Source organism: Pseudomonas fluorescens (assembly GCF_001648775.1).
Classification (GTDB): domain Bacteria; phylum Pseudomonadota; class Gammaproteobacteria; order Pseudomonadales; family Pseudomonadaceae; genus Aquipseudomonas; species Aquipseudomonas fluorescens_M.
In genome coordinates this window covers 18,826-40,848 of sequence record NZ_LVEJ01000024.1, presented here as the reverse complement: position 1 = coordinate 40,848, position 22,023 = coordinate 18,826, and the positions used below count along the sequence as shown (strand labels likewise).

Annotated in this window: 17 protein-coding genes; 9 read left to right on the top strand and 8 right to left on the bottom strand. The window is 58.1% G+C overall.

What is annotated here, in order from left to right; translation table 11 throughout:
* Positions 1 to 4: 4 nt before the first annotated feature.
* Together A8O26_RS21945 and A8O26_RS21940 are read right to left on the bottom strand one after the other, a co-directional pair.
* A complete protein-coding gene (locus A8O26_RS21945; RefSeq protein WP_007913915.1) occupies positions 5 to 964 on the bottom strand; it encodes an AAA family ATPase in 960 nt (319 codons plus the stop codon).
* Positions 965 to 1,234: 270 nt separating this feature from the next.
* Entirely contained in the window at positions 1,235 to 1,588 is a 354-nt protein-coding gene (locus tag A8O26_RS21940; protein ID WP_064119835.1) for a hypothetical protein, read from the bottom strand.
* Between the two features lie 282 nt (positions 1,589 to 1,870).
* On the opposite strand from A8O26_RS21940, the gene A8O26_RS21935 reads away from it, so the two are divergent.
* Entirely contained in the window at positions 1,871 to 3,265 is a 1,395-nt protein-coding gene (locus A8O26_RS21935; protein ID WP_064119834.1) for a hypothetical protein, read from the top strand.
* A gap of 480 nt (positions 3,266 to 3,745) precedes the next feature.
* Complete coding sequence (locus A8O26_RS21930) at positions 3,746 to 8,641, top strand: NAD-glutamate dehydrogenase (protein ID WP_064119833.1); 4,896 nt, start codon at positions 3,746 to 3,748, stop codon at positions 8,639 to 8,641.
* A gap of 56 nt (positions 8,642 to 8,697) precedes the next feature.
* Here A8O26_RS21930 and A8O26_RS21925 read toward each other — a convergent pair whose 3' ends face one another.
* The 5 genes from A8O26_RS21925 to A8O26_RS21905 form a co-directional block, all read right to left on the bottom strand.
* A complete protein-coding gene (locus A8O26_RS21925; RefSeq protein WP_064119832.1) occupies positions 8,698 to 9,999 on the bottom strand; it encodes a hypothetical protein in 1,302 nt (433 codons plus the stop codon).
* Positions 10,000 to 10,223: 224 nt separating this feature from the next.
* Positions 10,224 to 10,937 (bottom strand): hypothetical protein, encoded by a 714-nt coding sequence (locus A8O26_RS21920; protein ID WP_064119831.1) that lies wholly within the window; start codon positions 10,935 to 10,937, stop codon positions 10,224 to 10,226.
* Between the two features lie 228 nt (positions 10,938 to 11,165).
* Positions 11,166 to 11,570 carry a cupin domain-containing protein gene (locus tag A8O26_RS21915; RefSeq protein ID WP_064119830.1) on the bottom strand — a complete coding sequence of 135 codons (405 nt, stop codon included), beginning with the start codon at positions 11,568 to 11,570 and terminating at the stop codon, positions 11,166 to 11,168.
* Between the two features lie 240 nt (positions 11,571 to 11,810).
* Positions 11,811 to 12,104, bottom strand: coding sequence for a putative quinol monooxygenase (locus tag A8O26_RS21910; protein WP_016984406.1), 294 nt, complete (start codon positions 12,102 to 12,104; stop codon positions 11,811 to 11,813).
* A gap of 123 nt (positions 12,105 to 12,227) precedes the next feature.
* The gene (locus A8O26_RS21905; RefSeq protein ID WP_064119829.1) at positions 12,228 to 13,661 is read right to left on the bottom strand and encodes a PLP-dependent aminotransferase family protein; all 1,434 of its coding nucleotides are present in this window, start codon (positions 13,659 to 13,661) and stop codon (positions 12,228 to 12,230) included.
* Between the two features lie 311 nt (positions 13,662 to 13,972).
* Between A8O26_RS21905 and A8O26_RS21900 the strand changes: the two genes are divergently transcribed.
* A complete protein-coding gene (locus A8O26_RS21900) occupies positions 13,973 to 14,413 on the top strand; it encodes a carboxymuconolactone decarboxylase family protein (RefSeq protein ID WP_064119828.1) in 441 nt (146 codons plus the stop codon).
* A gap of 19 nt (positions 14,414 to 14,432) precedes the next feature.
* On the opposite strand, the gene A8O26_RS21895 is transcribed toward A8O26_RS21900, so the two are convergent.
* Positions 14,433 to 14,747, bottom strand: a complete 315-nt coding sequence (locus tag A8O26_RS21895) for a hypothetical protein (protein WP_064119827.1) — start codon at positions 14,745 to 14,747, stop codon at positions 14,433 to 14,435.
* A gap of 207 nt (positions 14,748 to 14,954) precedes the next feature.
* Between A8O26_RS21895 and A8O26_RS21890 the strand changes: the two genes are divergently transcribed.
* From A8O26_RS21890 to A8O26_RS21865, 6 genes are all read left to right on the top strand, one after another.
* Positions 14,955 to 15,620: a secretin and TonB N-terminal domain-containing protein gene (locus A8O26_RS21890; protein ID WP_064119826.1), complete on the top strand. Its 666-nt coding sequence runs from the start codon at positions 14,955 to 14,957 to the stop codon at positions 15,618 to 15,620.
* The gene (locus A8O26_RS21885; protein WP_064119825.1) at positions 15,617 to 16,168 is read left to right on the top strand and encodes an RNA polymerase sigma factor; all 552 of its coding nucleotides are present in this window, start codon (positions 15,617 to 15,619) and stop codon (positions 16,166 to 16,168) included. Before A8O26_RS21890 ends, A8O26_RS21885 begins: the two co-directional genes overlap by 4 nt.
* 31 nt (positions 16,169 to 16,199) lie before the next feature.
* Positions 16,200 to 17,138 (top strand): FecR family protein, encoded by a 939-nt coding sequence (locus A8O26_RS21880; protein ID WP_064119824.1) that lies wholly within the window; start codon positions 16,200 to 16,202, stop codon positions 17,136 to 17,138.
* Positions 17,139 to 18,269: 1,131 nt separating this feature from the next.
* Positions 18,270 to 20,843 carry an S-type pyocin domain-containing protein gene (locus A8O26_RS21875; RefSeq protein WP_081265238.1) on the top strand — a complete coding sequence of 858 codons (2,574 nt, stop codon included), beginning with the start codon at positions 18,270 to 18,272 and terminating at the stop codon, positions 20,841 to 20,843.
* On the top strand, positions 20,840 to 21,319 hold the full coding sequence (locus tag A8O26_RS21870; RefSeq protein WP_064119823.1) for a DUF6392 family protein: 480 nt from the start codon (positions 20,840 to 20,842) through the stop codon (positions 21,317 to 21,319). The genes A8O26_RS21875 and A8O26_RS21870 overlap by 4 nt, the downstream gene beginning before the upstream one ends.
* 146 nt (positions 21,320 to 21,465) lie before the next feature.
* Entirely contained in the window at positions 21,466 to 21,948 is a 483-nt protein-coding gene (locus A8O26_RS21865; protein ID WP_064119822.1) for a DUF6392 family protein, read from the top strand.
* The last annotated feature ends 75 nt before the right edge of the window (positions 21,949 to 22,023 follow it).

The window sequence follows — 22,023 nt, the reverse complement described above, 5'->3', positions numbered from 1 at the left end:
GGGGTCAAGCGACGGCTACGACGTCGAGAATCCGCTGCACCACCCGATCCTGATCGATGCCGGCGGCTTCGGCTTCAAACGACAAAATAATGCGGTGGCGCAACACATCGAACAGCACCGCTTGAATGTCTTCCGGGCTGACGAAGTCGCGACCGGCCAGCCAGGCGTGAGCGCGGGCACAGCGGTCGAGGGCAATCGAGCCACGCGGACTGGCGCCATAGGCGATCCACTCGGCCATTTCCGGGTCGAACTTGGCCGGGTTGCGCGTGGCCATGACCAGTTGCACGAGGTATTCCTCCACGGCGTCGGCCATGTACAAGCCGAGGATTTCCTTGCGCGCGGCGAAGATCGCCTGCTGGCTCACACGACGTTCGGGCTTGGTCTCACCGTTCAACGCTTCGCCACGGGCCTGCTGGAGGATGCGGCGTTCGACGGCAGCGTCCGGGAAACCGATTTTCACGTGCATCAGGAAACGGTCGAGTTGCGCTTCCGGCAGCGGATACGTGCCTTCCTGCTCGATCGGGTTCTGCGTGGCCATCACCAGAAACAGCGGCGACAGCTCATAAGTGCTGCGGCCGACACTGACCTGACGCTCGGCCATGGCTTCGAGCAGCGCCGATTGCACCTTGGCCGGGGCGCGATTGATTTCGTCCGCCAGCACCAGGTTGTGGAAGATCGGCCCTTGCTGGAACACGAAGCTGCCGGTTTCCGGGCGATAGATCTCGGTGCCGGTGATGTCGGCTGGCAACAGGTCAGGGGTGAACTGGATGCGATGGAACTGGGCTTCGATGCCCTCGGCGAGTTCTTTGATCGCTTTGGTCTTGGCCAGACCCGGCGCGCCCTCGACCAGCATGTGGCCGTCGGCGAGCAGGGCGATGAGCAAACGCTCGATGAGTTTTTCCTGGCCGAGAATCTGCGTTGAAAGAAAGGTTCGCAGCGCGAGCAGCGCTTCACGATGTTCCATCGGTGACTGTTCCTGGAAAGGGGTGGCCACAGGCGTTCGGATAACGCCGGGGCTGGGGGCGTTACTTTAATCCATCGCGGGGGTGGCGACTAACGGCATTTTGCGCAAAGTGCGGGAAATGACTGGGGGATTTGTTGGATTTTTGTAGTGCCGGGAAAGCGCGGTGTTCTTTCGGACACCTTCGCGAGCAAGCTCGCTCCCACATTTGAGCGGCGTACATCCGTCAATGTGGGAGCGAGCTTGCTCGCGAAGAGGCCGGTTCAGGCGCTATCAAACTTCGTTAATGAACGTGCCAGTCCCGTCGAGGATATTCGTCAAGGTCTCGACCACCTCATCCATATCCACCATATCCGGGTTAAAACTGATCTCCAGCACATCATCCCCGTTCAGCGCATCAGCATCCGCCGCCGCGATCTCGATCTTCAACAGCGTCGAGGTCAAAGTCACTTTCACCCCGTCGAGGGTCGAAGGCTCGCCATCCAGGGTGATTTCCAGCTCATCCTCATCCGGGTAGCGGCTCATCAGGAACATATCGCCCTTGTCGCTGTGGCAGCAGAGCATGGCCATGTTGTCTTCTTCGTCATCGCACGGGTTGACGATCAGTAGGGCGGTGGTCATTTGCATGGTCAATTCCTGGTTGGGCGGGCGCGGCAGGCGGGACGCAAAAAGGCGATTTTGCCAGCCTGAGGAAAATTCTGCTGAACATCGTTAAGCCAGGGCGTGCTCTTAAGGACGTTTCATCTAAACAAGTACGAAATGTCCGACGGCCTCGTAGGCTTTTTGAAAAGCCGATAGATGGCGTGAGTTAGACCTGTTTTCGCTTGTTTTGGCGGCTTTTTACCGTCAGATTTTGCTGCTCAAGCGCAAGGAGTGCGATGGACAACATGAAAAAAAGGATCTCTTTTGATGAAGCAGTATTTCGAATGGGCGCAAGAAATCCGGCATCTGTCCGAGGAACAGGTTGAAGCGCTTTACCAGCGCTATCTCAACGGCGAGAAAACCGCTGACTTGATCGCCGAATACAAGCTCGCGGACACAGTACGCAGTGTGCTGAAAGTGCTGCCACCGATCGTCAGCGCCGATCTGAGATGCCCGTATTGCGATTTGCCGATGTGGATGCGCCGGCCTGCCCGCGGCACCCCGGTTTCCCTGCGCAGCGCTTACAAATGTGTGAATTGCGAGCATCAATACTTCACCGCCGGTTTTGGCTCGCGACGCAACGTGTGTGGTTGTGATGCCTGTGTCCGGCTGCGCAAACAGCAAATCGCCGATCAGGCCGAACGTGACCGCAGTGATTTAGCCATGCGCTACGGCACGCCAAGCCCACCGGTGCCCTTTACCAGTCTTGGATTCCAGCAAAAACTTGCTCTGCTGGCGTTACTGGATGACGGCGGCCAAGGCGCAGGCGAACGCATTGCCGCGCTTGATGCTGAACTCAGAGGAGAAAAGCTCACGTCCACTGACACTTTCAGTGAAGAGCTGGTGAAAGGCCTGCACGAGGCGGGCGCCTTGCAGGTCGATACGGCATCGGACATTCGGGCGTTCAATCGGGCCGACGATTTCAGCATCAGCACTTATTCGACCATTTACTGGCGAGCCAACGTCGCTCTGGACGAAGGCGTGCGCTGCACGCGCGATACGCTCTATCTGGCGCTATACGAAGAGTTGTCCGGGCCTGTGCTGCCAGGGTGGAAGCGTGAGTTGTACGCATTGATCTTCAGGCTCGCGCGGGAGGAATCGACTCAATACGTGCACCTGTTGGCCAATCAGGTCGGTATGGCGTTCACCGCCGAAGCCCGCGCCGACTCGGTGATCGGCACTTTGCTGCAGAATTTCTCGGTCAGCCAGATCTACTACTTCGCCAGAGTGGCAGTGAAAAGTGCCGCGCACTTCTATGCAACCGGCAACTCCAAGGGTCGCACCCACGCCTCCAACACGATCCCGCGCAACATGCAGAGCACTGCGCAACTCGCCCTGGCGGAGAACTGGCGCAAGGACAGCTACCGCGATTCGCGCGTGCCGCAGCCCGCCATGACCCGTCTGCTTTACGACGTCGTGCTCAAGGACAGTGGTGCCGGTTTTTCCAAGTCGCCTGGGCTGTTCTGGCGAGACGAGTTTGTGCCTCGGTTTCTCACGGGTTCGCCGGTCGCCGCGCCGCAATTCGACCATCCGCAACTGTTCTGCCGAGAGTGCGACTCCAGCAACATCGACGCCAGCATGGACAAAATGAACCTGCAAATGATGTGTTACGACTGCGCCACAGTGAGCAAATTTCGCGCTTATGAAGAGTTGCCGGACTGATCCGGGTCAAACTTCGATACTGAACCCGATGCCACGCTCAAGGTCGATAAAACGGCCTTGGGCGTTTTCGTTTCTGGATATGTAAAGGTAAAAGGTCTGCACTTGGGACGGATGTCCCGTAAATACGGGGGGGCAACCCGGCGTTTTGCGCCACGAGTGCTAGTGTTTACCGGTGCCAAACCCTCGGTTTACGTGCCAATGACCGAATATGTCGCAGCACCGCAAGCAGACACATTGTCGCACCCTTTAAGCTGCGCAACGGATGAGCACCCGTAAAGGCATTGTCGGCACCGCTGGCAGTCGCTTTTGCAGATGCCCATTCAATGGAAGGTGAATGTGACCTGAGTGTCCCGTCCAGCTTCACCCACCTGTCCCCCTGTTTCCTCTGCCCGAGAATCAGGAACAGGGCGACACAAGCCCCGAAAGGGGTGTTGCACGCGACGCTTTCCATCAATAACAAGCTTAAGCGGAGTACCACAGATGGCGTTCTTCACCGCAGCCAGCAAAGCCGACTTCCAGCACCAACTGCAAGCGGCACTGGCGCAGCACATCAGTGAACAGGCACTGCCACAAGTGGCGCTGTTCGCTGAACAATTCTTCGGCATCATTTCTCTGGACGAGCTGACTCAACGTCGCCTCTCCGACCTCGCTGGCTGTACTCTTTCCGCGTGGCGCCTGCTTGAGCGCTTCGATCACGCGCAACCGCAAGTGCGCGTTTACAACCCTGATTACGAGCGTCATGGCTGGCAGTCGACCCACACCGCGGTCGAAGTCCTGCACCATGACCTGCCATTTCTGGTCGACTCGGTCCGCACCGAGCTGAACCGTCGCGGCTACAGCATCCACACCCTGCAAACCACCGTGCTCAGCGTGCGTCGTGGCAGCAAGGGCGAATTGCTGGAAATCCTGCCGAAGGGCAGCACCGGCGAAGGCGTTCTGCATGAATCGCTGATGTACCTGGAAATCGACCGCTGCGCCAACGCGGCCGAACTGAATGTGCTGAGCAAAGAGCTGGAACAGGTTCTCGGTGAAGTCCGCGTCGCGGTCGCCGATTTCGAGCCAATGAAAGCCAAGGTGCAGGAAATCCTCACCAAACTCGATAACAGCGCCTTCGCCGTCGATGCCGACGAGAAGAACGAAGTCAAAAGTTTCCTGGAATGGCTGGTGGGCAACCACTTCACCTTCCTCGGCTATGAAGAGTTCGTGGTCACCGATCAGGCCGATGGCGGCCACATCGAGTACGACCAGAACTCCTTCCTCGGCCTTACCAAACTGCTGCGCACCGGCCTGACCTACGATGACCTGCGCATCGAAGACTACGCGGTGAACTACCTGCGCGAACCGACCCTGCTGTCGTTCGCCAAGGCTGCGCACCCAAGCCGTGTCCACCGTCCGGCGTACCCGGACTACGTGTCGATCCGTGAAATCGACGCTGACGGCAAAGTCATCAAGGAACACCGCTTCATGGGCCTGTACACCTCCTCGGTGTATGGCGAGAGCGTGCGGGTCATCCCATTCATCCGCCGCAAGGTCGAAGAAATCGAAACGCGCTCCGGCTTCCAGTCCAAGGCTCACCTGGGCAAGGAACTGGCGCAGGTGCTCGAAGTATTGCCGCGTGATGACCTGTTCCAGACCCCGGTCGACGAACTGTTCACCACCGTGATGTCGATCGTGCAGATTCAGGAACGCAACAAGATCCGCGTGTTCCTGCGCAAAGACCCGTACGGTCGTTTCTGCTACTGCCTGGCCTACGTGCCGCGCGACATCTATTCCACCGAAGTTCGCCAGAAGATCCAGCAAGTGCTGATGGAGCGCCTGAAGGCTTCCGATTGCGAATTCTGGACGTTCTTCTCCGAGTCGGTACTGGCGCGCGTGCAGTTGATCCTGCGTGTCGATCCGAAAAACCGTCTCGACATCGACCCGGTGCTGCTGGAAAAAGAAGTCGTGCAAGCCTGCCGCAGCTGGCAGGACGACTACGCCGCACTGACCGTCGAAAGCTTCGGCGAAGCCCACGGCACCAACGTGCTGGCCGACTTCCCGAAAGGCTTCCCGGCCGGTTACCGCGAGCGTTTTGCTGCGCATTCGGCCGTGGTCGACATGCAGCACCTGCTGAGCCTCAACGAAAAAAATCCGCTGGTGATGAGCTTCTATCAGCCGCTCGGTCAGGTCTCCGGCCAGCGCGAGCTGCATTGCAAGCTGTACCACGCCGACACGCCGCTGGCGTTGTCCGACGTGCTGCCGATTCTGGAAAATCTCGGCCTGCGCGTACTGGGTGAATTCCCGTACCGTCTGCGTCATACCAATGGCCGCGAGTTCTGGATTCACGACTTCGCGTTCACTGCCGCTGAAGGCCTGGACCTCGACATCCAGCAACTCAACGACACCCTGCAGGACGCCTTTGTCCACATCGTCCGTGGCGAAGCCGAGAACGATGCGTTCAACCGTCTGGTACTGACCGCCGGCCTGCCATGGCGCGACGTCGCGCTGCTGCGTGCTTACGCGCGTTACCTGAAGCAGATTCGTCTGGGCTTCGACCTGGGTTACATCGCCAGCACCCTGAACAACCACACCGACATCGCTCGCGAACTGACCCGGTTGTTCAAGACCCGCTTCTATCTGGCGCGCAAGCTCAGCGATGACGATCTGGAAGACAAGCAACAGCGTCTGGAACAAGCGATTCTGACCGCACTGGACGACGTCCAGGTGCTCAACGAAGACCGCATCCTGCGTCGTTACCTCGACCTGATCAAAGCCACGCTGCGCACCAACTTCTATCAGACTGACGCCAACGGCCAGAACAAGTCGTACTTCAGCTTCAAGTTCAACCCGCACGCGATCCCTGAACTGCCGAAGCCCGTGCCGAAGTTCGAAATCTTCGTCTACTCGCCACGCGTTGAAGGCGTGCACCTGCGCTTCGGTAACGTCGCTCGTGGTGGTCTGCGCTGGTCCGACCGTGAAGAAGACTTCCGTACCGAAGTCCTCGGCCTGGTAAAAGCCCAGCAAGTGAAGAACTCGGTCATCGTGCCAGTGGGTGCGAAGGGCGGCTTCCTGCCGCGTCGCCTGCCACTGGGCGGCAGCCGTGACGAGATCGCGGCCGAGGGCATTGCCTGCTACCGCATCTTCATTTCCGGTCTGTTGGACATCACCGACAACCTGAAAGACGGCGCACTGGTGCCGCCATTGAACGTGGTTCGCCACGACGATGACGACCCGTACCTGGTAGTGGCAGCGGACAAGGGCACTGCGACCTTCTCCGACATCGCCAACGGCATCGCCATCGACTATGGCTTCTGGCTGGGTGACGCGTTTGCGTCCGGTGGTTCGGCCGGTTACGACCACAAGAAAATGGGCATTACCGCCAAAGGCGCGTGGGTGGGCGTACAACGTCACTTCCGCGAGCGCGGCATCAATGTTCAGGAAGACAGCATCACTGTTGTCGGCGTCGGCGACATGGCCGGTGACGTGTTCGGTAACGGCCTGTTGATGTCCGACAAGCTGCAACTGGTCGCTGCCTTCAACCACCTGCACATCTTCATCGACCCGAACCCGAACCCGGCCACCAGCTTCGTCGAGCGTCAGCGCATGTTCGACCTGCCGCGTTCGGCCTGGACCGACTACGACACCAGCATCATGTCCGAAGGTGGCGGTATCTTCTCGCGCAGCGCGAAGAGCATCGCGATCTCCCCGCAGATGCAGGAACGCTTCGACATCAAGGCCGACAAACTGACCCCGACCGAACTGCTGAACGCCTTGCTCAAGGCGCCGGTGGATCTGCTGTGGAACGGCGGTATCGGTACTTACGTCAAGGCCAGCACTGAAAGCCACGCCGATGTCGGCGACAAGGCCAACGATGCACTGCGCGTGAACGGCAACGAGCTGCGCTGCAAAGTGGTGGGCGAGGGCGGTAACCTCGGCATGACCCAACTGGGTCGTGTGGAGTTCGGTCTGAATGGCGGCGGCTCCAACACCGACTTCATCGACAACGCCGGTGGCGTGGACTGCTCCGACCACGAAGTGAACATCAAGATTCTGCTGAACGAAGTGGTTCAGGCCGGTGACATGACCGACAAGCAACGCAACCAGTTGCTGGCGAGCATGACCGACGAAGTCGGCAATCTGGTGCTGGGCAACAACTACAAGCAGACTCAGGCCCTGTCCCTGGCGGCGCGTCGTGCGTATGCGCGCATCGCTGAGTACAAGCGTCTGATGGGCGATCTGGAAGGCCGTGGCAAGCTGGATCGCGCCATCGAGTTCCTGCCGACCGAAGAGCAACTGGCCGAGCGTATTGCTGAGGGCCACGGTCTGACCCGTCCTGAGCTGTCGGTGCTGATTTCGTACAGCAAGATCGACCTCAAAGAGCAGCTGCTGGGCTCCTTGGTGCCGGACGACGATTACCTGACCCGCGACATGGAAACGGCGTTCCCGCCGTCCCTGGTCAGCAAGTTCTCCGAAGCCATGCGTCGTCACCGTCTGAAGCGCGAGATCGTCAGCACCCAGATCGCCAACGACCTGGTCAACCACATGGGCATCACCTTCGTTCAACGACTCAAAGAGTCGACCGGCATGAGCCCGGCGAACGTCGCTGGCGCTTATGTGATCGTGCGCGACATCTTCCACCTCCCGCACTGGTTCCGTCAGATCGAAGCGCTGGACTACCAAGTCAGCGCTGACGTGCAGCTGGAACTGATGGACGAGCTGATGCGTCTGGGCCGTCGCGCTACGCGCTGGTTCCTGCGTGCCCGTCGCAACGAGCAGAACGCTGCCCGTGACGTCGCGCACTTCGGTCCGCACCTCAAAGAGCTGGGCCTGAAACTCGACGAACTGTTGAGCGGCGAAATCCGTGAAAACTGGCAGGCGCGTTATCAGGCGTACGTCGAAGCCGGCGTACCGGAATTGCTGGCGCGTATGGTTGCGGGCACCTCGCACCTGTACACCTTGCTGCCGATCATCGAAGCCTCCGACGTGACTGGCCAGAACCCTGCCGAAGTGGCGAAAGCTTACTTCGCCGTGGGCAGTGCGCTGGACATCACCTGGTACCTGCAACAGATCAGCGCACTGCCGGTTGAAAACAACTGGCAAGCCCTGGCCCGTGAAGCGTTCCGTGACGACGTCGACTGGCAGCAACGTGCGATCACCATCTCCGTCCTGCAACAGGGCGACGGCACACTGGACGTGGAAGCACGTCTGGCGCTGTGGATGGAACAGCACGAAAGCATGATCTCGCGCTGGCGCGCCATGCTGGTGGAAATCCGTGCGGCGAGCGGCACGGACTACGCCATGTATGCAGTGGCCAACCGTGAACTGCTGGACCTGGCGTTGAGTGGGCAAGCGGTAGTGCCTGCGGCTGCTGCGAATGCCGAGCTTGAATTGGCGTAAGTAGTGACTGAATGAGAAAGCCCCGGTGTCGTGAGATGCCGGGGCTTTTTTATGCCTCAGTAGAGAGGCGAGCAGCGCAAGGCAAAGTTGCGCGTGACCGTGATGGGTGACAGGGCATTACCCGTCACAATGATCTGATTCAACTGAATTGCCACAGCCTCAGCTATGTCGAGGTGGTCAGTCAAATCGAGGATCAGTAGCCCTTGATTGCCAAACGCCGCATCGAGAGTGCCGTCTGCTTTGAACTGGGCAAGGACGATTTTCGAGTTTTCCTCCCGCAGGGGGTTGCCGACTGTGAGGATCCGACCACCTGTGCGCAACACAGCACCAGACCATTGGATTCCTCCTTCAGCTTGCGGATAAGTCGTGAAAACAGGCTTGCCTCGATTGAATGTCGGCACCGCTTTGCCTTGGGCATCGACGCACACCAAAACGCTCTTGAAAACTAAGGCCAAGTGGCTACTGCCGACACCGATGATGCTCTTGTCAGGCATTTCTATCAGTTCGGTTAGTACGTTGAATTCACCTTCGAAATCAAACGTTATATAGCCGTTGATTCCAAAATCCTTGATTGGGCTACCTTGCGTGTCAAATCGGGCCATCATGGCAAACGTTTTATCTTCGATATATGCAGTTCCAGCAACGGCAAAGGTTCCATCCTTGAGGACGATCAAGGAGCTTGCCCAGGTCGCATTAGCGAGGTATTGAATGAGGATGTAGCCTTTGCCGTCGGCGAAGGTTGTATCCAGCGATCCATTTTTATTCAGCCTCATCAACACGCCCACTTCGTCATAGTAGCTGTACCGGTGATTGCTCAGAACCATGAGCTTGCCATCGGGCAACTCAATCGTATTGCCACGTTGACTGGATGCAGCCGGGCCCTTGCGCTTAATCTCTTCTGCCGAAAGTCGGTACTGTGGGGTACTGAGGGGCTGGATGACGGTGACCCCTCCATTTCCAAAGCTTTTGACGGGCACGCCCTTGTCGTCTAACAATGCCAGCCCGCGTTCCTGGGGCGCGAATTCCTCAAATTCAAACCAGCCTTCGAGGAGAATATTCCGGTCGCTGAGGACGCGCACGTTCGTACCTGTGGATCGGAGACCAGCGGCAAATACACCCGTCACGGTTCCTTGATTGCCAAAACTGTCATCTTGCCTGCCATCAGCATTCAGCCGCGAAAGGGAAAACTCCATCCCGGAACGAGCTGCGATCAGGATTTTGTTGTCCGGTGCGACGCTCATGCCCAGGCTAAATCTGCTGGCACTGTCGGGATATTGGAGCCAGGTGATCCCTGTTTCATCAGGGCCGAAAGTCGGGTCGAGGATTGGCGCAGTCGATGTGTTCGATGGGGTGTTCATTCAATGCTCCTTGAGGTGAGCGAACGCTGCAGACACAGATAGTCAGGGGTGACTCGTGATCAACGCAGTCAGAACATTGAAAGGACTTGTGAAACGGACGTCTACTGTCAGGCCTGACAGTAGACAGACTGTTTTTTCTATGGAACGGATGTTGTGTTCTCGCCGCCTTCGCGAGCAGGGCGCTCCCACAATTGACCGCATTACCCTGTGGGAGCAAGCCTGAGTCAATACAGTTTTTTATCCGGTTTACTGTTCAGCATCGACACTTTATCCGCAGGTCGCGCCACTAAATTGTTGAGCGACTGGTCAAACTTCTGCAACGCCCGAACTTGCACATCCTGCTGCTGATTGATATCCGCGACAATCTCTTCCGACCGCTTGAAGTCCGCCCACACCGGCGTCAATTCCCGCGCATCCGAACCTTTCGCCGTACCGATATAGTTCAACTGCGCATCATAAAAATCGGCACTGACATCGGCCTTGATGTCGGAACTGCGTGAAGTAATCAACTGGCTGTGGGTATCGACGATCGCCACCACATCAGGCTTGGCCGCACGCAGGCTTTGCATGTCCGGATACACCGTCACTGAACCGAACTGGCGCTGTAAAGACGCGTTGACCCAATCCACCGCCATGTCCGGTTTCGAGCTGGCAACGTAGGCGTCATGGATCGGTTGCACCAGCAGGCTCTGGCCGAAACCGGTGCCGGCGTTGGCCTGATAGTCGCGCAGGTATTCGCGGTTGGTCTGGGTGCTTGGGCTGTAGACCACGCCGAGCGACACGCCGGGACCGCTTTTTACCTGGGCGGCGTTGCTGCGGCCGACCGGTTGCGTGAAGAGTGTGTCGAGGGACGAGACTGCTTTGGGTGCGGTAGGCACCGAGCACGCGGAAAGTGCAAGCACCGATATCGCCAACGTACTGGCAAACGCAAGTTTCATGGTGTTTCTCCCGTGAAACAACATCAGTCGGAAAGTTTGAGTGGTCGTTATTGACGACCGTTAATTCAGACTAAACCCGCCGCGCTGCAAGTAACCTGACAATTTGCTGTCTGCGTTACGGTTGAATAGTTTTATTTGCTGTAACCCGCGGCGGTTAATTGCGCCGGGAAATATAAAGGCCCAAATCAGCGATTTAAGCCTTTTTATTTATGGCTGATTAAACATCCATCAGTTTTTCAGCGGGATCAGCACTTGTTCATCCGGGGCCAGCACCATGAACACCAGCAACTTGGCAGGTTTGGTTTTGCTGGCATTTTTTGACACCAGATGCTCGGAACCGGCCGGCTCGTACCAGAACTGACCCTTCTTGTAGGTGATCGCCTGTTCGCCTTTCACCTGGGAAATCACCTCGCCTTCGAGCACGTAGGCCATCGCGGTGCCGTCGTGTTTGTGAGCGATGGAAGACTGACCGGGTTTGTAGTCCACCTCGATCATCATGGCTTTTTTGCCAGGGGCGTTTTTCAGCATCTGGTCTTGCAGGACGGTGACTTTTTCCGATGGGTCGTGGGCGAAGGCTGCCGAGGTGCAGAGGCTCAGGGTGAGGGCGGCAGCGAAGACGTGCAGGGCTTTCATGGCGGATTACCTGTGATGATTGGGGTGTTGCTGATCACAGTAGTCCGCAGGGCGGGGCATTCAAACGGCCAATATTCGGGAAGATCAGGTGACCAATCGGCGAGGGAGGCAGGAAGGTTATCGGTGTGGTGGAATACGCTTTCGCGAGCAGGCTCGCTCCCACAGGTTCTGCGGTTGCTCACCTATTTTGTGAACAACAAATAACCCTGTGGGAGCGAGCTTGCTCGCGAAGGGGCCAGATCAGACGATAGGAAAACTATTGAAATCCACGCTATTGGCCAACCGACTATCGATCAAGTCAATAAACCCCTGCGCCTCGGGCCGGTTGAAGTGCGCCTGCATCGCCGCTTCCGACTGCCAGCGGGCACTGACCGTCCAGCGGTGGCTGTCCTCGGGGCAGCGGTCGACCAGGTAGGAATCGCAGCCCGGCGTCTCGCGCAGGGTTTCGACGATCTTTTGCAGTTGCCTGCCCAGTTCATCCGAGCGGCCGGCCGCAGCCTGCACCTGGACCGTATTGATCACTTCGTTGGACATTGCTCACACTCCTGAATCAGGCCGGACGAATCCTGCTCATTGAGGGATAACGCCTGTGCAGAATAGGCCTGCACCCCCAGAACACCAATAACCAATCGGCGGTTAAATCTTTAGGCCAATGACTCAGGCGACCTGCTGCAGAATGTCGCGCAGGCGATCGAGGGCGATATCGATGTCGAGGGTTTCGATGGCGCCGAAGCCGAAGTACAGGCCGTTTTTCGGCGGTTGCTGATAATAGAAACCGTTGATCGAGTACAAACCGACTTCGACTTTTTTCGCCAGTTCGATCACCAGCGGCAGGTCGATCGGCACCTTGCAGAACACCGCCATGTGAAACCCGGCGCTGGCCGGCACCGCCTCCAGCCATGGCGCCAGATCAGTGGCCATGCGCGCGAGAATACGCTCGCGGCGCTGCGCATAAATCGCATGACAGCGGCGGATATGCTTGAGCAAACAGCCCTCGGCGATGAACTTGGCCAACGCCCATTGCGGCAAGGTCGAGGCGTGCAGGTCGGTGAGTTGCTTGGCGCGGATGACTGCTTCGATGATCGCTGGGGGCAGGATCCCGTAACCCAGACGCAGCTCGGGTAACAGGGTCTTGGAGAAGGTGCCGACGTAAGCAACGATGCCGCGTTGATCAAGGTTGAACAGCGAATCGGTTGGCCGGCCTTCGTAGCGAAATTCGCTGTCGTAGTCGTCTTCAATGATGATCGCGCCCAACTCGTGAGCGCGAGCCAGCAAGGCTTCACGGCGCGCCTGACTCATCGGCATGCCCAGCGGAAACTGGTGCGACGGCGTGACATAGATGAGGCGCGTGCCATCGGGAATGTGCTCGACCTGAATGCCCTCGGCATCCACCGGGATCCCGACCACCTCGGCGCCATGGGTGCCGAACAGCAGACGCGCCGGCGGATAACCGGGATCTTCCATCGCCACCAGACTGCCCGGGCGGATCAGCACACGGGTGATCAGGTCCAGCGCCTGTTGCGCGCCGTTGCACACCACGATGTCTTCGTCCTGACAGTTGATCCCTCGGGAAAACGCGATGTGCCGGGCAATCGCATTGCGCAGCGCCGGCAGGCCTTCGGCGACACTGTAGAAACCCTTGGACTGGCCCATCTGGCGCATCGCATGGGCGACGCATCGGCGCCAGTCATCCTGCGGAAACTGGCCCTTGCTGGTGGCGCCACCGATGAAGTCGTAGCGCAGCGAGCCTTCCAGTGTGGGGTGGCGCAAAAACACCGGCAGATTGCGCCAACTTTCGATCACCTCGGCACTGGCCAGTTCGCTGTGGCTTTGCTTGCGCTGGATCTGCGCCGGGCGCGCGTTGACGTAGGTGCCTTTGCCGATCACTCCGGTGAGGAAGTTTTCGTAGGTCAGTTGTGCGTAGGTGTCGGAAATGGTCTTGCGCGAGATGCCCAGTTGCTCGGCGAGCAGGCGGCTGGGTGGCAGTTGCGTGCCAGCGGCCAAGCGCCCGGATTCGATGGCGCCGCGCAGTTGCTGATACAACTGACCGGCGAGATCCTTGCGGCCGTTGATCACGACGTGAAGTTCCATACCGACGAGGCTCCCGAGGCTATTAGGCGTGCCCGCCAGATTACCGCTGAAGCGTGATCCACAACAGTTGCCTACCCGAAAAACCCAAAATTGGCCTAGATCCCCTGTGGGAGCGAGCTTGCTCGCGAATGCGGTGTATCAGTCGCCGAATTGGGTGTCTGGATTGGCGCTTTCGCGAGCAAGCTCGCTCCCACAGGTATCGTGTGGATCCGCGATTCAGTGGTGTACCCACAATTCGCCAAATTGGGGCTGTAATGCATCGCTGTCGGCGTTTACGGTGAAGTCATTATTCCGTCTATCGAGACTAGCCCATGTCCCCGCGCCTGGATTACTACAACGCTTCGCCCAAGGCGATGAAAGCGATGATTGCCATGGAGGCGCTGACCGCCAACCTCAGTATCGAGCAGCCGCTGCTACAGCTGATCCGCATCCGTGCTTCACAGCTCAACGGCTGCGCGTTCTGCACCGACATGCACTCGGTGGACGCGCGCCGGGCCGGGGAGAGTGATCGGCGCTTGTATGCGATTGCGGTGTGGCGCGACAGCAACTTCTTCAACCCGCGTGAGCGTGCGGCGCTGGCCTGGGCTGAGGCGGTGACGTTGTTGGCGGAGAGCCGCGTGCCTGATGAGGTGTATCAGCAGGCGCGCGAGCAATTCAGCGAAGGCGAAATGGTTGACCTGACCATGGCCGTGACCACCATCAACAGCTGGAATCGTCTCGCAGTGAGCTTCCGCCAAACGCCTAGCGATTGACGATCAAAAGATCGCAGCCTTAATTCGCCGGGCGCTGTGGTTTCACCGAGGTGCCAAAAGTATTGCCCATCCGCGTACTGGTCGCCGCCGGAGTCGCCAGTCCAACCTGATTCGGCGGCCGCTTGTTCACCGGCACATTCAACGCCTCTTGATTCTTCTCCGCCGCCGCAGCCCCTTCCGGGTTGTTGCCCATCTGCTGGCTCAAACAATCGTAATTCGGCGCCTTGTAGCCGCCGACCGTCACCTCGACACAGCCCAACGGTTCCTCGGCATAAGCGCTCGACAGCGCCATCAACAACAGCCCGCCAAGGCTCAATCGCCACAGTGTATTCATGCTCGCCTCCTGGCCGGCCCGACGGGGCCGCGCTATGGCTTGAGTCTAGTGCAAGCCGTGCGCAATTCCCGTGATGGTTTTTTTGCACCGCCCGTCACACCAGATTCATAAACAGCCCTCAGGATGACGATTTGCAAGGATTCGTCAGCCGTGCAGCGAGGCAATTCCACGGACGGTTTTCAGCGTTCAACGAGGCTTGTGCGCCGGATGTGTCTGGGGTGGCTGCTTGGCTGTGCGGCGGGCCACGCCATGGCTGATGCGGTACCGGCGGACTTGCGCATGACGCTGCACATTCCGGCACAGGATCTGGCACACGCGCTGGATCAGTACAGCCACGCCACCGGCGTTGCGGTGCTGGTCGACAGCCAGTTGAGTCGTGGCCGACGTTCGCTCGCGGTGGACGGTGAATACACCGCCGCCGATGCCCTGCGTCGATTGCTCGGCGGGAGTGGATTGATGGCGCGGTATGCCCGCGACGATGCATTTACGTTGCAAGTGGCGCAGGTCGAAGACGTGCCGGCGCCGCCACAAAAACAGACGCCGGAAAGCGTCGCGGTCAACCGCAGTTACGCCACGGCGGTGCAAGCGGCGATCGAGCGCAACCTGTGCCGCTCGCCGCTGACCCGTCCGGGCAGTTATCGCGCGGTGTTGCAGGTCTGGGTCGGCCGCGACGGCGTGGTGCAACACAACCGGTTGGTGACTTCGACCGGAGATGTACGGCGCGACAACGCGCTGGTGGAGAGTTTTCGCAACCTCAAAATCGACCGGCCGACGCCCAGCGCCTTGCGTCAGCCGGTCACGTTGCTGTTGTTACCGGAGTCGTCAGGGAAACGCATGGAATGCACCAAATGGGAAGGAGTTTCCGGGGGATGAAAGACACCGGACAAGGTTCGATGGTCCAACTGTTCCTGACGTCCTACGAGGACTTTCGGGTGCGCCTGCGCAGGCGTCTAGGTTCGGAAGATCTGGCCAACGACGTGCTGCACGAAACCTACCTGCGGGTCGACCGCATGGAGACGCCGCCGAACGTCCTGCGGCCGAATGCCTACCTCTATCGCATGGCCCTGAACATCGCCGCCGACCGCCGCCAGGCCGATGCGCGCCTGCTCACCGGCGAGGAAGTCGAAGAGCTGCTGCAAATCGGCGACGAAGCCCTCGACCCGGCGCGGGTGGTGGGCGGGCAGAAGGAAATTCAGTCGCTGCTCAGTGCGTTGTACGAGCTGCCCGCACGGCGCCGGAGGATCTTCATCGCGGCGCGCTTGGAAGAGGCGCCGCATCTGGAAATCTCGCAGCGTTTCGGCATTTCCACGCGCATGGTCGAGAAGGAAATCAAAGCCGCATTGGGCTTCTGCGCCGCGAAACTGGAAAGAAAAGTGTTTCAGCGGTTCGGTCGCGGGGCCGGAAAACCGTCTTCTGAATAGTGCCCGATCAATTCGTTGAGAATCTGCGCGTTTGAACATCTTTCGACTGACATCTGCCGAGCCATCGGCGGCCGACCATCTGCACAGCGAAGCCCGCGACTGGCTGGTCCTGCTGACCTCCGGCCGCGCCAGCGTGGCCGACGCCCGCGCCCTGCGCGAATGGTGCGCACAGAGTGCCGAGCATGCCCGCGCGTTCGAAGAGGCCAAGCGGTTGTGGCACAACTTGCAGCCTGCCGTGGAGCAAATGCAGGCACCACGAGGGTTTGGTCGACGTGCTTTTCTTGGTGGGGCGATTGCTGCGTCGGCGGCGTTTTTGCTGGTGCGCGGGACGATTCCTGGTGGCTTTGAAGGGCTGGGTGCTGACTACATCACTGAAGTCGGCCAGCAGCGCCGATTTGAACCGGCGCAGGGTGTGAGCCTGGAGCTGAACACGCAGACGCGGATCAATCAGCGCTCCATCGATAACGGTGTGCAGGGCTTTGAACTGGTCAGCGGCGAAGTCGAAGTGCAGACCGCGCGTTTGCCGTTGGCGATGCAGGCTGGGGGAGGGTGGTTGCGGGCCAGTCAGGGGCGTTTCAACTTGCGTAATACCGATCAGCAGGTGTGTGTGACTTGTCTTGATGGCGCGGTTGACGTGGATGTTGAAGGTCGTAGTCTGCGTCTTGAACCGGGGCAGCAGGTGACCTATGACGCGCGGCAGGTTGGCAGTGTGCAGAGTGTCGACACGGCGGCGGTGATGAATTGGCGTCAGCAAGTGTTGGTGTTCAACGGCGCGACCCTGAGCCAGATGATCGACGAGATCAACCGCTACCGCCCCGGCATGTTGCTGCTGCTCAACCGCGAACTCGGCCAACGCCGCGTCCAGGCCCGCTTCAGCCTCGACCAACTCGCCGGCGTCGCACTGCTCATCCGGGATGCCTACGGCATTAAATGCACCGAGTTGCCGGGTGGCGTCGTTGTTTTGAGTTAGTGGGGTTGATTGGGTACATATCCGTTGCTGCGGTAACGGCCGCTTAGGGTTCCGCCCTTACGGCGGGTCACTTTTGACAAACGCCTCAAAAGTAACCAAAAACGCTTGCTCCTGCGTGCGGCCCGCTCGCTAAAGCTCGGGGTTCCTTCGCTGCGGGATCCATCCGGGCGCATCGCCTACGGTTTGCTTCGCTGCACCTCCTCTCGATGCATTTGGCTTCGCCAAACGGTCGCTGCGCTCCCACCCCCGGATAAATCCCTCCACTCAGCCTTCCGACGTCGCCCGTGGATCAAGATCAAGATCAAAAGCTGCAGCCGAGCTAACGCTCATCCTGTTGAGTGGGGCGGCTTTGCCGCTTGGGTTGCACGCACATTAAAAACGGTGGGAGCGAGCCTGCTCGCGAATGCGGCCCTCCAGCCAAACAATCTCCCACTGACTTCACCCATTCCCACTGTGGGAGCGAGCCTGCTCGCGAATGCGGCCTACCAGCCAACCAATCCCCAACTGACCGCCCCCGATCCAACTGTGAGAGCCAGCCCGCTGGCGATGACTGCCTAACAGTCAACCAACCTCCAACTGACTACCCCCAATCCATTTGTGGGAGCGAGCCTGCTCGCGAAGGCGGCCTGCCAGCCAACCAATCCCCAACTGACTTCACCCAATCCCACTGTGTGAGCCAGCCCGCTGGCAATGACTGCCTAACAGCCAACCAATCTCCAACTGACTACCCCCAATCCATTTGTGGGAGCGAGCTTGCTCGCGAAGACGACCTCACAGCCAACCAATCCCCAACTGACCGCCCCCGATCCAACTGTGAGAGCCAGCCCGCTGGCAATGACTGCCTAACAGCCAACCAATCTCCAACTGACTACCCCCAATCCAATTGTGGGAGCGAGCCTGCTCGCGAAGGCGGCCTACCAACCAACCAATCCCCAACTGACTTCACCCAATCCCACTGTGTGAGCCAGCCTTGCTGGCGGTAGTGGTCCACCAGGCACTAATAGAGGTGACTGACGCCGCGCCATCACTAGCAGGCTCAATGCCCCGATTTTTTACATGCGCAATAACTATGTACCGCACCTGACTTCCGCTTGATCGACACGCTGTGCCCTACAGACAAGGAGTGACTGTATGGCACAAAACACATTCAACGATGGATCGTCAGGTAGTGTCGTCATCCGATCCGGGCCACCGGCTTCGAGTGGTGGGTCGGGTAGCGGCTTTGGTGGCGGCGGCGGTGTTTCCGGCGGTTTCGGTGGCACCAGCAAGAAAAAGCAGAAAGCTCGAAAACGCGCGTTGGCGGCTCATCGTCAGGCCCAGGCAAATCAGCAGGCCGAGGCGCATGCCAGAGCACAGGCCGAAGCCGCTCAAGCACAGGCAGCTGCAGCGCAGGCTCAGGAGCAGGCGCGGCATCAGGCGCTTTTGCAATTTTTGGCAGGCTTGGCGCAACGCCATGACGCGATCAGAGCCGAGGCCGATCGACGTTTCGCGCAAAAAGCCGAACAACTCGGCTCAGCGCTGGAACAGGAAATTCTTGCCGCGAGAAGACCACCTCAAGCCACCCAGACCGAACGCTGGCAGCTCTACACCATCACCAAGGAAAAAAGCGAAACAGACGGACTGCTCGCTCGCAAATCCGCAGAGCTCAACGCAAAAAATGCACTGGCCCGGTCCTTCGATGGCCACGATCCGCTGACCCGTACCTCCAATGATTACCTGACACGACTGGGCCAGTTCGGCCAAGCGCTCAATGACGGTCATCAGATCTGGGAGAACGCCTACAACGCGGCTCATGAAGCGCGTTTATTAGAGACGCAAATCAATGCCCTACGCGATAGATCAGCGGCGCTGGCCCGCCATCACGTAGAGCAAACGGTGGTCTGGCGCGAAAGGGAAGCCATTTGGGAAGCCCAGCGCAAGTTCGTTGAACAGCGTGAGGCTCGAGTCCGGTTCAAGCAGCAGGTGGATGAAGATGCCCGCGCAACCCGGCTCAAGCAGGTCAATACACTCAGTGTCCCGCTGGCGGCGGGTGCGACGTTTTTGACGCAAGCCGGTTCGTTGGTGGCCGAAGGAGCGGCCAAGCTTATTGAAACCGCTGTGCAAAAAGCGGTCAGTCAGCTTTCCCTTTCGTTGCTTGTACCTCAACCATCGACGGTCTTGATCTTCGCGGCTGTGTACTCGCCAACACTGGGCAATGGTGAACTGACGCCAGAGCAGAGACGGCGATTGTTCCAGTCTGTCGCCGTTCCCGTTCAGACACTGGGTCTTTCTGATGAACAATCGCTTCGATCAATCGCCGATTCCGGCGGTTCGGTCGAGATGCCCTACCGCCTCAAAACTGAGCGGGTAGCCGATAGCACCGCAGTGATTGTGGTCGCCACTGGCAATGAGATCGGCGCCCAGGTGCCGGTCATCAACGCGGTATTTGATCCCCAGACTGGGAGCTACACCGCACAAGTGGCCGGTTCTCCGACCAGGCATTTGCAGTTCACGGCGGACACGCCCGTTACGCAAACCGCCTCAAGCCAAGCCCGTGTTGCAGTATTCCCGCCGCTGACGCAGAACCTGCCAACGGGCGCAGATCTGCGCATTCAGGATTGCATTATCTGTTTGCCCGGTTCGGCACCGATGTACCTGTCCTTCAGCCCACCACCCATGGGATCGGGCATTGTCACCGGTACCGGCCAGACCGCCTCCGCCGATTGGTGGAAGCGCTCGACAGGCACGACTGGTGCCGCCATACCCAGCCAGATGGGGGATCAACTTCGCGGCCGGGAAATCACCTCATTCCGTGCTTTTGACGAAGCATTGTGGCGAACCCTTGGCGAGCAACCGGCACTCACCCAGCAATTCGATGAGGTCAACAAAAAACGCGTCGAAAAAGGCTTCGCGCCTTACGCCCCGAAAAGCACTTGGGTTGGTGAGCGGCGTGAATTCGAACTGCGTTTTCAGGAGAGCGTAGAGGCGGGTGCCAACCCGTTCAACCTCGACAGGATGAGCATCGCCACACCACAAAGCGCCAACGGTCGCCGCGGTGTATTGCCAAGCATTCAGCCTTGGCCAGTGCCTCCCGTGGGAATCGGCACCTGGACGCCACTTGTCCCTCCGGGAACGGAGCAGCTTGGATCTACAACTACACCGATTATTCCGTCGACGCCCGTGGTTTATCCCGGCCAGCCTGTCATCCCGATCCTACCGGCAAACGAGACGTTTCCGGCTGTCGATGAAGGGCAGGTTGGTGCGAGTATTCCCGGGTTCCCGGCGGATATGGAATTGCCTTCGCCGGATCTGGTTTTCGTCGGGCCACCGGTCGAGCCGCTGGAGGTTGGGCCGTATAACGAACTGAGTGGTCGGAGCAGGGGGGATGGGTTGGATATTGACCATATTCCTTCGCGGAGGGCGTTGGATTTCCATCTGAGATATGCGTTTCCTGAGCTTGACCGGCAAGAAAGGGCAGATATTGTGAAAAAAGCCCCAAGTGTGGCTATTCCAGCTTATGTACACCAAAAGTTTAGTGAAACTTATGGTGGGCGGAACAATAGGGATAAGCAGATGGCGGACGCAGAAAACCTACGACGTGCCGTAGACTTTAATTTTGACGCTATAAAAATTGGCCTGTCGCAGAGCGGATTTGATGAGGTATCTATAGAGAAAGCCCGCTCAGAGATTCACAGTCTCCATGTCTGTCAAGGGTGGTACGAATGAAAATGCTAAACATTAATAGGTGGATAGTTAGTCTTGGTGAAAAGCATGATGTATTGCTGGCTAAAGGTTTTCTTGACGAGTTTCATAAGTTAGATGCGCTGTACCCGGATTGTGACTTGTTGGATGTAGAGTTAGAGGCCGGAATGAGTCTGACTTTCTGGGCTGAGACAAAAAAACTGGAAACTTTATTTGTTACTTTAAAAAAGACGACACCCTCCACTGCTGCTTATCAGGGAAGGCTTCCTGTACCCTATAAAAAAAGCATGGATCAAAGTGATGTTCATGCGCTTTTCGGAAAAGCCATAGAGTCACGCGGGCCTATTAGGATGCCTGAGCCAATGGGCCAGACAGGTGGTTGGGAGTCCTATCCGCTCGATCAGAAAATTTATCCGGGGGTGAAAGTGGTTTTTCAATATACCGCTGATATGCAAGTTAAAACGTTGGTCTTTACATTGATTGATAAAGGGCGGGAGTAACTGATCAAAGTGCGAAGTTGCCGGTGGCTACTTACGTATTTGTGGCTTTAATTCCTCAGTCTATTCATCCCGATCCTACCGGCAAACGAGACGTTTCCGGCTGTCGATGAAGGGCAGGTTGGTGCGAGTATTCCCGGGTGGTAAGAATGAGCATGCTGGATATTAATAGGTGGATAGTTAGTCTTGGTGAAAAGCATGATGTATTACTGGCTAAAGGTTTTCTAGGTGAGTCTCATAAGTTAGATGCGCTGTACCCGGATTGTGACTTGTTGGATATAGAGTTAGAGGCTGGATTGAGTCTGACTTTCTGGGCAGACACAAAAAGATTGGAAACTTTATTTGTTACTTTGAAAAAGACGACGCCCTCCACTGCTGTTTATCAGGGAAGGCTTCCTTTACCCTATAAAAAAAGCATGGATCACAGTGATGTTCATGCGCTTTTCGGAAAAGCGATAGAGTCACGCGGGCCTATAAGGATGCCTGAGCCAATGGGTCAGACAGGTGGTTGGGAGTCCTATCTGCTCGATCAGAAAATTTATCCGGGAGTGAAGTTGGTTTTTCAATATAGCGCTGACATGCAAGTTGATACGTTGGTCTTTACATTAATTGATAAGGGGCGGGGATACTAATAGAAGTGCGAAGTTGCCGTTGGGCGACGCTTAAATAGATGGCTTCATACGCAAAGCTCCAAGCGTGGCCATACC